Origin of the sequence: Photorhabdus namnaonensis, assembly GCF_001684335.1 — a bacterium.
GTDB classification, from domain to species: Bacteria; Pseudomonadota; Gammaproteobacteria; order Enterobacterales; family Enterobacteriaceae; genus Photorhabdus; species Photorhabdus namnaonensis.
Genome location: NZ_LOIC01000018.1, coordinates 221,471 through 233,651, shown reverse-complemented (window position 1 = coordinate 233,651; position 12,181 = coordinate 221,471). Strand labels below are relative to the sequence as shown.

The 12,181-nt window shown below is 41.5% G+C and carries 12 protein-coding genes and 1 pseudogene; 4 read left to right on the top strand and 9 right to left on the bottom strand.

The window, feature by feature from the left end; genetic code table 11:
- Window positions 1-41 precede the first annotated feature (41 nt).
- Together secA and mutT are read left to right on the top strand one after the other, a co-directional pair.
- Window positions 42-2,753: a preprotein translocase subunit SecA gene (secA, locus tag Phpb_RS03250; RefSeq protein WP_065389151.1), complete on the top strand. Its 2,712-nt coding sequence runs from the start codon at window positions 42-44 to the stop codon at window positions 2,751-2,753.
- 122 nt (window positions 2,754-2,875) lie between these two features.
- A complete protein-coding gene (gene mutT, locus Phpb_RS03245) occupies window positions 2,876-3,268 on the top strand; it encodes an 8-oxo-dGTP diphosphatase MutT (RefSeq protein WP_065389150.1) in 393 nt (130 codons plus the stop codon).
- A gap of 37 nt (window positions 3,269-3,305) precedes the next feature.
- On the opposite strand, the gene yacG is transcribed toward mutT, so the two are convergent.
- The 7 genes from yacG to nadC form a co-directional block, all read right to left on the bottom strand.
- Complete coding sequence (yacG, locus tag Phpb_RS03240) at window positions 3,306-3,503, bottom strand: DNA gyrase inhibitor YacG (RefSeq protein ID WP_036777504.1); 198 nt, start codon at window positions 3,501-3,503, stop codon at window positions 3,306-3,308.
- A gap of 30 nt (window positions 3,504-3,533) precedes the next feature.
- The gene (gene zapD / locus Phpb_RS03235; RefSeq protein WP_065389149.1) at window positions 3,534-4,286 is read right to left on the bottom strand and encodes a cell division protein ZapD; all 753 of its coding nucleotides are present in this window, start codon (window positions 4,284-4,286) and stop codon (window positions 3,534-3,536) included.
- The gene (gene coaE / locus Phpb_RS03230) at window positions 4,279-4,902 is read right to left on the bottom strand and encodes a dephospho-CoA kinase (RefSeq protein ID WP_065389148.1); all 624 of its coding nucleotides are present in this window, start codon (window positions 4,900-4,902) and stop codon (window positions 4,279-4,281) included. Before coaE ends, zapD begins: the two co-directional genes overlap by 8 nt.
- Window positions 4,903-4,993: 91 nt before the next feature.
- Window positions 4,994-6,193 (bottom strand): protein transport protein HofC, encoded by a 1,200-nt coding sequence (gene hofC, locus Phpb_RS03225; protein ID WP_065389147.1) that lies wholly within the window; start codon window positions 6,191-6,193, stop codon window positions 4,994-4,996.
- A gap of 2 nt (window positions 6,194-6,195) precedes the next feature.
- Window positions 6,196-7,638, bottom strand: coding sequence for a type II secretion system protein GspE (gene gspE / locus Phpb_RS03220; protein ID WP_082302520.1), 1,443 nt, complete (start codon window positions 7,636-7,638; stop codon window positions 6,196-6,198).
- A gap of 41 nt (window positions 7,639-7,679) precedes the next feature.
- Window positions 7,680-8,105, bottom strand: coding sequence for a prepilin peptidase-dependent pilin (gene ppdD, locus Phpb_RS03215; RefSeq protein ID WP_065389146.1), 426 nt, complete (start codon window positions 8,103-8,105; stop codon window positions 7,680-7,682).
- A gap of 201 nt (window positions 8,106-8,306) precedes the next feature.
- Complete coding sequence (nadC, locus tag Phpb_RS03210; RefSeq protein WP_065389145.1) at window positions 8,307-9,197, bottom strand: carboxylating nicotinate-nucleotide diphosphorylase; 891 nt, start codon at window positions 9,195-9,197, stop codon at window positions 8,307-8,309.
- Window positions 9,198-9,569: 372 nt separating this feature from the next.
- On the opposite strand from nadC, the gene Phpb_RS27205 reads away from it, so the two are divergent.
- Together Phpb_RS27205 and ampE are read left to right on the top strand one after the other, a co-directional pair.
- Entirely contained in the window at window positions 9,570-9,692 is a 123-nt protein-coding gene (locus tag Phpb_RS27205) for a hypothetical protein (protein ID WP_276204236.1), read from the top strand.
- Window positions 9,689-10,543, top strand: coding sequence for a beta-lactamase regulator AmpE (ampE, locus tag Phpb_RS03205; protein WP_065389144.1), 855 nt, complete (start codon window positions 9,689-9,691; stop codon window positions 10,541-10,543). Before Phpb_RS27205 ends, ampE begins: the two co-directional genes overlap by 4 nt.
- Window positions 10,544-10,669: 126 nt before the next feature.
- Here the strand turns inward: ampE and Phpb_RS26505 are convergent, their stop codons facing one another.
- Both Phpb_RS26505 and Phpb_RS03195 read right to left on the bottom strand, forming a co-directional pair.
- Window positions 10,670-10,894: a hypothetical protein gene (locus tag Phpb_RS26505; RefSeq protein ID WP_046396715.1), complete on the bottom strand. Its 225-nt coding sequence runs from the start codon at window positions 10,892-10,894 to the stop codon at window positions 10,670-10,672.
- Between the two features lie 100 nt (window positions 10,895-10,994).
- A pseudogene (locus Phpb_RS03195) lies at window positions 10,995-11,969 on the bottom strand (fimbria/pilus outer membrane usher protein).
- Between the last annotated feature and the right edge of the window lie 212 nt (window positions 11,970-12,181).

The following is a 12,181-nucleotide window of genomic DNA, read 5'->3' as shown; positions in this document are numbered from 1 at the left end:
TTGGCTGCGAGATAACGGCCTTATCTGAGATGTAATTAACTATGCTGATTAAATTATTAACAAAGGTTTTTGGTAGTCGTAATGACCGTACACTGCGTCGTATGCGTAAAGTTGTTGATGTGATCAACCGCATGGAGCCAGAGTTTGAAAAATTGTCTGATGATGAATTGAAGGGTAAAACTGCCGAATTTCGTACCCGTTTAGAAAAGGGGGAATCGCTGGAAAATTTGTTGCCTGAAGCATTTGCAATAGTACGTGAAGCGAGTAAGCGCGTGTTTGCTATGCGTCATTTCGATGTTCAGTTATTGGGGGGGATGGTTCTGAATGAACGTTGTATTGCTGAGATGCGTACTGGTGAAGGTAAAACACTGACAGCGACTTTACCTGCTTATTTGAATGCATTAACAGGGCGTGGTGTTCACGTAGTTACAGTGAATGATTATCTGGCACAGCGCGACGCTGAAAATAACCGCCCACTGTTTGAATTTTTGGGGTTGAGCGTTGGTATTAACCTGCCAGGTATGCCGGCACCTGTTAAACGCCAGGCATATGCGGCGGATATTACCTATGGTACTAACAACGAATATGGCTTTGATTATCTTCGTGACAACATGGCGTTTAGTCCGGAAGAGCGTGTGCAGCGTAAATTACATTATGCGCTAGTGGATGAAGTTGACTCCATTCTGATTGACGAAGCGCGGACGCCATTGATTATCTCTGGCCCCGCGGAAGATAGCTCTGAACTTTATATCAAAGTCAATAAGTTGATCCCTAAATTGATTCGTCAGGAAAAAGATGATTCAGAGACTTTCCAGGGAGAAGGTCACTTTTCTGTCGACGAAAAGTCCCGTCAGGTTAACTTGACGGAACGTGGTTTGGTTTTGATTGAACAATTACTGTCGGAAGCCAAATTGATGGAAGAAGGTGAATCCCTATATTCACCAACCAATATCATGCTAATGCACCATGTTACGGCTGCGTTACGTGCCCACGCGCTGTTTACCCGCGATGTTGACTATATCGTGAAAGAGGGTGAAGTCATTATTGTTGATGAACATACTGGCCGTACCATGCAGGGACGTCGCTGGTCTGATGGATTGCATCAAGCTGTTGAAGCTAAAGAAGGTGTGGAAATTCAGAATGAGAACCAAACCCTAGCTTCTATCACTTTCCAAAACTACTTCCGGTTGTATGAAAAACTGGCGGGTATGACCGGTACAGCCGATACAGAAGCATTTGAGTTTAGCTCTATTTATAAGCTCGATACCATTGTGGTGCCGACAAACCGCCCAATGATCCGTAATGATTTGCCGGATCTGGTTTATATGACCGAAGCTGAAAAAATTGAAGCTATCATTGAAGATATCCGCGAACGTACTGGTAAAGGGCAGCCTGTATTGGTGGGGACTATTTCTATTGAAAAATCTGAACTGGTTTCTCGTGAACTGACTAAAGCAGGTATTGAGCATAACGTACTTAACGCCAAATTTCACGCAATGGAAGCGGATATTATTGCTCAAGCGGGTCAGGCGAGTGCGGTAACCATTGCGACTAACATGGCTGGGCGTGGTACAGATATTGTGCTGGGTGGTAGTTGGCAAGCGGAAATTGCTAAATTGACCGAGGCAACAGAAGCTCAGATTGAAGAGATTAAAGTCGCATGGCAGGAACGTCATGATATTGTTCTGGCCGCGGGTGGTTTGCATATTATTGGTACGGAACGTCATGAATCTCGTCGTATTGATAATCAGTTACGTGGGCGTTCCGGTCGTCAAGGGGATGCGGGATCGTCCCGTTTCTATTTATCAATGGAAGATTCACTGATGCGTATTTTTGCCTCTGATCGTGTCACCGGCATGATGCGTAAACTGGGTATGAAACCCGGTGAGGCAATTGAACATCCGTGGGTAACCAAAGCCATTGCCAATGCTCAACGTAAAGTGGAGAGCCGTAACTTCGATATACGTAAACAATTGCTGGAGTACGATGATGTTGCTAACGATCAGCGTCGTGCTATTTATGCTCAACGTAACGATTTGCTGGATGTGAGCGATGTTAGTGAAACCATTAGCAGCATTCGTGAAGATGTATTTAAAGCAACCATTGATGCTTATATTCCCCCTCAATCTCTGGAAGAGATGTGGGATGTGGAAGGTTTGCAGCAACGTTTAATGACTGATTTCGATTTGGAGCTGCCGATCAAAGAGTGGTTGGATAAAGAGCCTGAACTACATGAAGAGACGTTGCGTGAGCGTATCCTTGAACAAGCTGTTGAAGTCTATAAACGTAAAGAAGAGATTGTTGGCATTGAAATGATGCGTAACTTCGAAAAGGGTATCATGTTGCAGACTCTGGATATGTTGTGGAAAGAGCATCTGGCAGCAATGGATTACCTACGTCAGGGTATCCATTTACGTGGTTATGCTCAGAAAGATCCAAAACAGGAATATAAACGTGAATCTTTCGCTATGTTTGCAAACATGCTGGAATCGCTGAAATATGAAGTGATTAGTACGTTGAGCAAAGTTCAAGTGAGATTGCCGGAAGAAGTAGAGGCATTGGAGCAACAGCGCCGGGCAGAAGCTGAACGTTTGGCAAGGCAACAGCAATTAAGCCATGAAGTTGAAAAAGGCGCATTGATGTCTACAACAGAAGCACAGATTGCCAGCGGCGCTCGTAAAGTAGGCCGTAATGATCCTTGTCCTTGTGGATCGGGTAAAAAATATAAACATTGCCACGGGCGCTTGCAGTAATGATAAAAAGGCGGGAAACCGCCTTTTTGCTGTTAGGTTTAAGCGAATAACGTTGGATGTAGCATTTGGTTATTGGTCGTTGATCAATCAAAAAGAATAATAGATGAAGAAGTAAGAGTAATATGGAAAAGAAACACCTGCATATAGCCGCTGGGATCATTAGAAATACGCAACATGAAATTTTTATTACTCAGCGTCATGCTGATGCCCATATGGGTGGTTTCTGGGAATTCCCAGGCGGGAAAGTTGAGAACCAGGAAACACCTGAACAGGCTTTAGTGCGTGAGTTACAGGAAGAGATTGGTATTATTGTTACTCATTATGAGCTGGTAAAAACGGTTGAACATGATTTTCCTGATAGGTTGATTACCCTGTATTTCTTCTTGGTGGATGGATGGGAAAATGAACCTTTCGGTAAAGAAGGGCAACTTTCTCGGTGGGTATTACAGAAAGATTTAATTGCTGATGAATTCCCGCCAGCTAATCGCAGTATTGTTGCATTACTGATCGCTTGAGTTGTTAATAGCCGCATTATAATAACGCGGCTATTTGTTATTGCTCAGGTTGTTCACTCCAATCATCGCTATCGGAGTTTTCACTTTGGCTTGGTATCCGTTTCTCTTCATTTGCCCACCCGCCTAAGTCAATTAATTGACAGCGCTTACTGCAAAATGGGCGATATGGGCTTATTTCTCCCCAAACTACGGTTTTACCACATGTTGGACATTCAATCGTTAATAACTCAGACATAATAACTTTCCTAATAATTAGTTTGTAATATTAGCAACAGGCTAATTCAAATGGTAAATGGGCAGGTACGAAGCCTTTTTCACTATCCAATGGTAAAAAACGGATAGCAAACCGGGTCTTATGACCGGAAATTTGAGGAAACAGTAAAGGTTTTAATGGCAAACGTAATCTCAGTAAATCTGCGCCTTCTGCCGTATTCTGGTGAAAACCGTTTTTACTGATTTCTGAACGAAAAATAGCAGATTGGCGGATGAGTTCTAAAATACTTTCTAGGGCTTGTTGGAGAGGTAGCAAACTATCAATCCAGAATGCGACCATTTTATCCCTTTCTGATTGCGGTAAATGAAGCCATAGATGCAGAGTAGGTAGATCAAAACCACAACAACCACTTGGAATACTGAGGCGTTGGCGCACCATACTGATAATTTTATCTTCTTTCAGGGATTGTCCCAGCCGTGGTGCTTTACTTAATGCGATAGCTCGCTCTTTCAATTTCAATCTAAAACTATTGACGATATTAATATCAACATCGGGTATTTCAGCCCATTGTTTTAATTTTGCTTGTTGGCGCTCTAACTCTTTTAGCAATTCAGAACGTACTTCCCCTCGTTCTAGCACTTCAAGTAGCTCAGTCACTGTGCGGAAGAAGGCGAGGCTGCTTGCTAGTGAGTCTAAATGGCGTTGACTGGTGAGTTGTTGCAGAGAAGATTCAATTCTCAACCATGCCCGCATTTTTTCATTCAGTGGGTGTTCAAAAATGATTGTAGAAGTTGTGTCACTCATCATGATTATCCTGCCTGGCTGATCCAGCTAATCTTAAATATTGTTGATGTAGTTCGGCAACACGAGGAGTAATTGCCTGTACGTTATCATGATTTGAGATAATGTCATCGGCATAAGCCAGCCTCTCGCTACGGGATGCCTGGGCAGCCAAAATATTTTCAACCTGTTGGTTGCTAATACCATCGCGAGTGGTTACCCGGCTGATTTGTAATTCAGGTGAAACGTCAACGATTAGAATCCGATCTGCCAGATGCTCCAAATTATTTTCGACTAATAATGGAACAACCCAAATAACATAAGGTGCAGTTATCTGTTTCAATTGCTGTTGGGTTTCTTGATGGATTAGAGGGTGAAGAAGTTGATTAACCCACTGTTTTTCTTGTTTATTTGTGAATATTCTTTGGCGTAACAGTGCTCGGTTAAGGCTGCCATCGGGTATCAATATGTCATGACCAAAGTGTTCTGTGATGGCTTGTAGAGCAGGTGTTCCAGGGGCAACGACTTCTCTGGCAATAATATCTGCATCAACAAGAGGAACGCCAAGAGCTGCAAAGGCATTGGCGATAGTGGTTTTACCGCTACCAATCCCACCTGTGAGTGCAATAATATAAGTCATCCTATCCCTTAATATTACTTGATACTATTTCGGGATTGTAACCGAAAGGAGGCAGATGACCTAGAGACAAAGCTATGGAATCGTTTTTACTTTAGGTGAGTATCGTACCTAGCTGAAAAATGGGTAAATACATTGCGAGCAATAGTGTACCGACAATAATTGCTATTATGACTATAAGTATTGGTTCTAATAACTGGGTCATATTATCAGAAATTTCCAATGCTTGTTGTTGGTACCAGTTAGCGAGATTTCCTAATAACAGTTCCAGATTGCCAGATTCTTCGCCAACACTGACAAACTGTTGACACAGAGCAGGAAAACAAGATTGTTGTTTCAGTGTTTCGCTCATTGGTATTCCTTGATTAATTTGAGCTCGTAAGAATTTAGTTGCTTGCAGAAATACTGGATGATTTATTGATGCAATAGCACTGTCTAACCCTGCGGTGAGTGTCAGACCCGCTTTTTGTGTCATAAACAGGATATGGAAAAGTTGCCCTAATTGCTGGCAATTAATTAATTTTGCAATAACGGGTAAACGTAACATCAGATTTTTTTCACGAGTGATCCATATTGTATGACGTTGACGTAATTGTAGGTAAAATAGAATCAGTATAATTATTCCAATAACACCATAGCCACTATATTGAATTAGCCAGTTGGAAGTTATTAATAAACTACGAGTGAGCAGGGGAAGTTGTGCGTCAAATGAATGGTAAATATGTTCAAATTCGGGTAGGACAAAAATAAGCATCAATAAAATAATGATGCTGGCAACAATGATAATAATCAAAGGGTAACGCAATGCCTTTGCTATTTTCTTTTGTAATTTATCTTGTTGCTCCTGTTGTTTAACTAATAATTGACAGCAGACTTCTAATTGCCCGGTCAATTCGCCAACGGTAATAAGTTGACAAAATAAAGGAGGAAATAGAAATGGATAATCTTTTAATGAGGAGGAAAATGATTCTCCACGGGTAATTTTCTTGCTAATATCTAATAATACACAGTGCCATAGTGGATGATCGCATTCACGAATAAGAATATTGAGGCAATTTAGTAATGGCATTCCTGATGATAATAGTGTTGCCAATTGACGAATAAAATTCAGACGGTAAGCAACTTGTTGTTGATGATAAAATATCACTTTTTCACATTTTATATTATAAGGTTGTAATCCAGAATGAATAAGTTGCTGATATAAAGATTTTCGGTTATCACATAGTGATTTTCCTTTTGATATTTCGCCTTTGTTGTTCACTGCTTGCCAGTTATAAAGATAATTAATTTTCATTATTATTCCTGACCTGTGACTTGATAAATTTCTTCTAATGTAGTGATGCCTTGTTCTACTAATAAAATACCGGATGAAAGTAAAGTATCTTTTCTTTGAGCTATAATGGTTTTTTGCCCATTTTGGGAGTTCTGTTCTGATAATATCTGTTTAATATCATCTGTTATTTCTAAAAACTCATAAATAGCTGTTCGACCGTAATAACCGGAAAAACAATGCTCACAACCAACGGCCAGCCATTGCTTAATAAATAGAGAATTATTTTCAGTATTAATAATAGTTTCTTCTGTTTGTTGTTTGCGGCAATGAAGACATAATTTTCTGACAAGCCGTTGGGCGATAATTAATTTGATACAAGAAGCAGACATATAACCTGAAATACCCAGATTTTGTAGGCGAGATAATGTATCTATGGTTGAATTAGTATGCAATGTAGAAAGAACCAGATGACCTGTTTGCGCCGCTTTTACTGAAATTTCGGCTGTTTCGCTATCACGTATTTCTCCCACCATAATGACATCAGGATCTTGGCGTAATAGTGCCCGTAATACTTTGGCAAAATTGAGATCAATTTTGCTGTTAGTTTGTGTCTGGTTAATACCGTTCAATGGGATCTCTACTGGGTCTTCTACACTGCAAATATTCTTTTTATTCTGATTCAGATATTGTAAACAGCTATATAAAGTCACAGTTTTTCCGCTACCTGTCGGTCCAGTGACTAAAATCATCCCCTGTGGTAATGCGAGTTTTTGTCGAAGTTGATTTAATAGTTGCTCAGGAATACCTAATTGATCTAGTGATAGTTGTTGCATTGTATTTAATATCCTAAGTACAACTTTTTCTCCGTGTATTGTTGGCAAGGTCGCCATACGAATAGCATAGTTGTGTCGAGTGTCAGACCAATCAAATTGTCCATCCTGAGGCAGCCGTTTTTCAGCGATGTTTAATTTAGCCATTATCTTAAGGCGTGCGGCAATGCTTGCATTCATTTGAGGAGATGGCGAAGACAAAAGGTGTAATGCGCCATCAACCCGGATACGAATACGGTAACCTTGTTGGAATGGTTCAAAATGAATATCGGATGCACGCCGTTGAATTGCAGTTAATAAAGTTTGATTAATAAGTTGAATAACGGGCGCATCATTTTCATCTGTATTGGTATCAGCGATAAGTGGTAATAACGAGGACTCTTCCTCTGGTACACGAATGAGTGAAATATTTTGATGTAATATTGACTCAATTCTTGCCAGTGGCCAAATTTCTACATTAACGATACGTCCGGAAATAAATCGTAATGCTGATAATAAATCATCATTAGGTAATTCGTTACTGGCAATTGTTATCGCATTATCATCTTTTTTTATTACAACAGATTGGTGGCGTTGACAAATATCATGGATTTCTCTTTCCATCAATGTGTTTTCTGCCATTGAAAGTGAGTTCATTGTTGCTTCCTGTGTAAATATGTATTAATAAGAGTAATGAATTAAAATTCAAATATTTCCTGACAACGACTTTTTAATGAATTGTTTGTCGATTCACATTTAATATTCCATTTAATTGTACCTATTTGTGTATTTTGTGTTGGCTTTAATGTAATGCTGAGGTTTTTAAGACTTTTTTCCCCGTTAATGGTAACTTCCCCATTTTTAACTGAAATGCTCTCGATATATCTACTGTTATGCTCTTTTGGAATTGATGTTGTTCCTGCATTGCAACCTATGAAATCTTCAGCTTCAAAACTGCAAAGTTCTATACCTGATTTATAGGGTACAATATTTTGTAGTATATCTGTTAAGGCGGCTTTCTGGATATATCCTTGATAACTAGGAATGCCAATAGCACTTAAGATGGAAATGATAGCGATAGCAACCATGATCTCCATTAAAGTAAATCCTTGTTGTTGTTTCATATTTCTTCTCCGTGTTGTGGTGTTATGATATAGAGAATGAAGGAAAGAGAAAAAAATGAAATAGGATAGATGAAGGTTATGGAATTGACTCGAAAAAGAATTTATGAATTGCAAGGTTTGCAAAAATATTTACGGTGGTGTTCGCAAATTTTCGATCTACCAATTGCTGATTTACACCACCATCAATATTATTATTGCTAATTACTGAAAGCGCATGGAGAGATCTAATGCTCTAATATGTTTGGTAAGTGCTCCAACAGAAATAAAGTCGATGCCTGTTTCAGCATAGCTGCGCAGAGTATCTAGGGTGATATTGCCGGATACTTCTAAAGCGACTTTACCTGATGTGATTGCGACGGCTTCTTTCATCATTGGAATAGTAAAATTATCTAGCATAATAATATCAACATTAGCTTTTAGTGCCAGAATGAGTTCATCTAGCGTTTCTACTTCGACTTCAACAGGGACATCAGGATGAGAATAACGAGCTTTATCTACTGCCTGTTTAATAGATCCATTGGCAATAATATGGTTTTCTTTGATAAGGAAAGCATCGAATAATCCAAGGCGGTGATTATTACCACCTCCGCAAAGTACGGCATATTTTAGGGCTGTGCGTAATCCCGGTAGCGTTTTGCGTGTATCAAGTAATTGGGTTTTTAAACCAGTAAGACAGTGAACGTAATGACTAGTTTCTGTTGCAACGCCAGAGAGAGTCTGAATAAAGTTAAGAGCGGTGCGTTCACCGGTCAGTAATATCTGTGCTGGGCCTCGTAATATGCAAAGTTTTTGGTTGGCTGTAATTGTATCACTATCTTTAACTAACCATTCAATGGAGATTTGGTCGCCTAATTGAGTAAAGACTTCATTCAGCCATTGTTGTCCACAGAAAATACCATCTTCCCGAGTGATAATGACTGCGGTGGCTTGTTTATCTTCGGGAATTAATTGGCCGGTAATATCAGAAGTGAAATTTGTATTTCCGCCCAGATCTTCTTTTAGTGCGAGGGTTACACTGGTGGGAATGTCGTTCTGCAACTGTTCCATAAGAACAGCACGACGCTGATCTGTATTGCAATTTTGTTTTGTCATTAAAAAGCTCCAGAGGTGATAACAATATTAATGATCTTAACATGCTACCCTGTTGTGTAGTGAACAACTACTATCTTGGTTTTATCATCTGGGTTTAAGAAGGAAAAAAATGTGGTTGCATGATGAATTGAGTGAGAAAAATTCTTTCACACGATTCGTGCCCACAGGGTGAGCAACCGTTTTATTGGTTATTCATCATATTGTCTCTAGAAAAGTTTTGTTGTACTGACACAATGACTTATGGGTAGACCCGAATATATACCTTATGGATTTCAAGATGCATCGCGGCGGCAAGGGAGCGAATCCCCGGGAGCATAGAGAACTATGTGACCGGGGTGAGTGAGTGCGGCCAACAAAGAGGCAACTTGAAAGATGACGGGTATAAAAGAGCATATCACTGACTATAATGATGTTGTTCTGGGAAGAAAAATTGATCTGGGACTTTATTTCGATTGGACACATTACCAGCAATTGTTACAGGAGCGGAAAGAATGACTCTCTTTATACTGTTGTTAGTGTTGGCGTGGGAACGGGTTTTTAAAATGGGTGACCATTGGCAATTAGAGCACCGTCTTGAGCCATTGTTTACCGATTTGAAGTCTTTTTCGTTATGGAAAAGCCTTTTAATGACGTTAGTAGTCATGATGATTACATGGGTATTGATTGAAATATTAAATGATTTTATGTTCGGCATTTTTGAACTGGTTTTATGGGTGTTTATCTGTTTGCTGTGCATCGGAGCGGGGCGCTTACGGCATGATTATCGTGAATATTTTCGTACTGTTCATCAAGATAACAGGGAACAACAAAGAGAATATTTTACGCATTTTGCAATTATTCATGGTTTACCTTCTGATGCCAGCAAAGAGAATATGTTGCGAGAGATACAAAATGCGTTGCTATGGATAAATTTTCGCTATTATCTGGCGCCGATTTTTTGGCTGATTGTGGCGGGTGAATTAGGGCCGGTTGCTTTAATGGGATATTGCTTCTTAAGGGCTTATCAGGGATGGTTGGCACAATATGGTACACCGGTTCAGCGAGCGCAATCTGGCGTTGATGGTTTGTTGCATTGGTTGGATTGGATTCCTGTTCGTCTGGCTGGCGTTGCTTATGCTTTATTAGGGCATGGCGAGCGGGCTTTACCGGCGTGGTTTGCTTCTCTTAGTGATTTAAGAACTTCACAATATAAGGTGCTTTGTCAGCTTGCTCAATTTTCATTAAGTCGCGAACCTCATCTTGATTCAATTCAAACGCCTATTGCTGCGGTGATCCTGGCGAAAAAAGTGACTTTCTCTATCATCGTTGTCGTTGCCTTACTGACAATTTATGGGGCATTGGTTTGATGCGTTGGCTTAATGATTCTGATTGGTTCGGGTTTTATTCATCCCGTGTATGGAGTTGTTTGGCTTACCTGTAGCTATTAGAGCCGATTTATGCAGCGCCGACTGGCGCTGCAACAATTGCGACAACTAAGCAGAGGGTTCGATGAAGTCAATATCCGACCATACTGAAATAACCGCAACAGCTCGAGCTAGCCCTCCGGCGCCGTCAGTTTTCAACAGAACTGGTACAACAGACAATTGAGTCGATGCCGCGTAGTTATCGTTCCCTTGTTTGACGTATCTTGCGTTCTCCCCTTCACCTCGGTGCCCGGTACTGAGTGATAAGGGTTTGTGGGCTGCATCAGTAAACATGAAGGCGATATCCTCTATTGAAGAGGCTAAGGCATTCGGTTTCCCCGGAACAAATGCTCCATCGATCCGGTAGAGTAAGCGTGAATTTTGAAATACATCATCATCGCCGGAGCAGGTGCAGCTTATCCCTATTTGCTTCTTTGATTATCACTGTCAGGTTGCCCGCACTCCCGGTGGTGGTGGTATAGAGGTCGGTGAACCGAAACAGCCCCGGTGCTACGGTGGTTTGATACACGATATTGCCATTCTAGAATACCGTCACCTGCGCATTGGAGTTCGCCGCACCGGTGATCCCCGGGGTAAAACCGCGCTGACTGTCAGGTAACATGGTCTCCTCCGAAGCCAGTTTCATGCCCCGAAATGGGATACTGTAAAAAATATCGCCACCGGTATAGGTTTCACCGGCGGTGAACTCACTGCGCAGTGCTGGGATGTCACGTTGCAGGTAGGTATTGTTGACCTGCCATTGAGTCTGTGCCGGCGTGGAAAAACTGGAGGCATCTTCGTTGCGCTGACGATTGTAACTGTAGGTTTGCGGGCTGCGCAGACGCCACAGTTCCAGATTCAGCCCATTACGAAAAGAAGCAAACAGATTACGGGAACGTGATCCTTCCCAATTTCCCTGATTGTCATAATGCCTTTCCGAGCCATTGACGGTGTAGTTCATCAAAAAAGCCGGGATCTCAGGACCCCACAGTGACGGGTCAATCGTTCCAGAATAACGGGGCTGCATGGCGCTCTGAGGGACGCAGAGATAAAGACGTAAACGGACAAAATCCAATGTCGCGCGGGCGTGCGGGATCTGTTTCGTCAGCTCGGTGATGGGACTGTCATCCACTTTACCCTGAAAAGCCGGTAACTCGCGAGTATTGACCCCATACCCTTCCAGTTGTGCGACGGTTAATACCGGCTGGAGATGGCCGTTAACCAGCCTGAATTCAATCTCGCGGCTGTCCACCTTATTCTGGTTCATGTAGACATCCACCAGATAGCGCCCGGGTGCGACATATCTCGCGTTTTCATACGCCGAGAGATCGACATGACTGTGTTCACCATCAGCGCCCATTAGGAACATGGGATTAAAGTATTCCCGCTCCGAGGCGGGCAGGGTCGTTGCCGTCAGTGAACACAGCAGACATAGGTATACCGGACGGGGCCAGAAACTGCCCGGTTGACCGGGTGAGTGTTGGTTATCCGCCCGTAGTGCAGGCGGAAATGAAGTTTTTGTTGCCATAGCTCATCTCTGCTTATAATTAAGCCTATGTTGTTGATATTAAGGTCACTCTG

Excerpts from the sequence above, each read along its gene's own strand:
- secA (WP_065389151.1), top strand. The coding sequence starts at position 42 with ATGCTGATTAAATTATTAACAAAGGTTTTTGGTAGTCGTAATGACCGT.
- mutT (WP_065389150.1), top strand. The coding sequence starts at position 2,876 with ATGGAAAAGAAACACCTGCATATAGCCGCTGGGATCATTAGAAATACG.
- yacG (WP_036777504.1), bottom strand. The coding sequence starts at position 3,503 with ATGTCTGAGTTATTAACGATTGAATGTCCAACATGTGGTAAAACCGTA.
- zapD (WP_065389149.1), bottom strand. The coding sequence starts at position 4,286 with ATGAGTGACACAACTTCTACAATCATTTTTGAACACCCACTGAATGAA.
- coaE (WP_065389148.1), bottom strand. The coding sequence starts at position 4,902 with ATGACTTATATTATTGCACTCACAGGTGGGATTGGTAGCGGTAAAACC.
- hofC (WP_065389147.1), bottom strand. The coding sequence starts at position 6,193 with ATGAAAATTAATTATCTTTATAACTGGCAAGCAGTGAACAACAAAGGC.
- gspE (WP_082302520.1), bottom strand. The coding sequence starts at position 7,638 with ATGAACTCACTTTCAATGGCAGAAAACACATTGATGGAAAGAGAAATC.
- ppdD (WP_065389146.1), bottom strand. The coding sequence starts at position 8,105 with ATGAAACAACAACAAGGATTTACTTTAATGGAGATCATGGTTGCTATC.
- nadC (WP_065389145.1), bottom strand. The coding sequence starts at position 9,197 with ATGACAAAACAAAATTGCAATACAGATCAGCGTCGTGCTGTTCTTATG.
- Phpb_RS27205 (WP_276204236.1), top strand. The coding sequence starts at position 9,570 with ATGACGGGTATAAAAGAGCATATCACTGACTATAATGATGTTGTTCTG.
- ampE (WP_065389144.1), top strand. The coding sequence starts at position 9,689 with ATGACTCTCTTTATACTGTTGTTAGTGTTGGCGTGGGAACGGGTTTTT.
- Phpb_RS26505 (WP_046396715.1), bottom strand. The coding sequence starts at position 10,894 with ATGTTTACTGATGCAGCCCACAAACCCTTATCACTCAGTACCGGGCAC.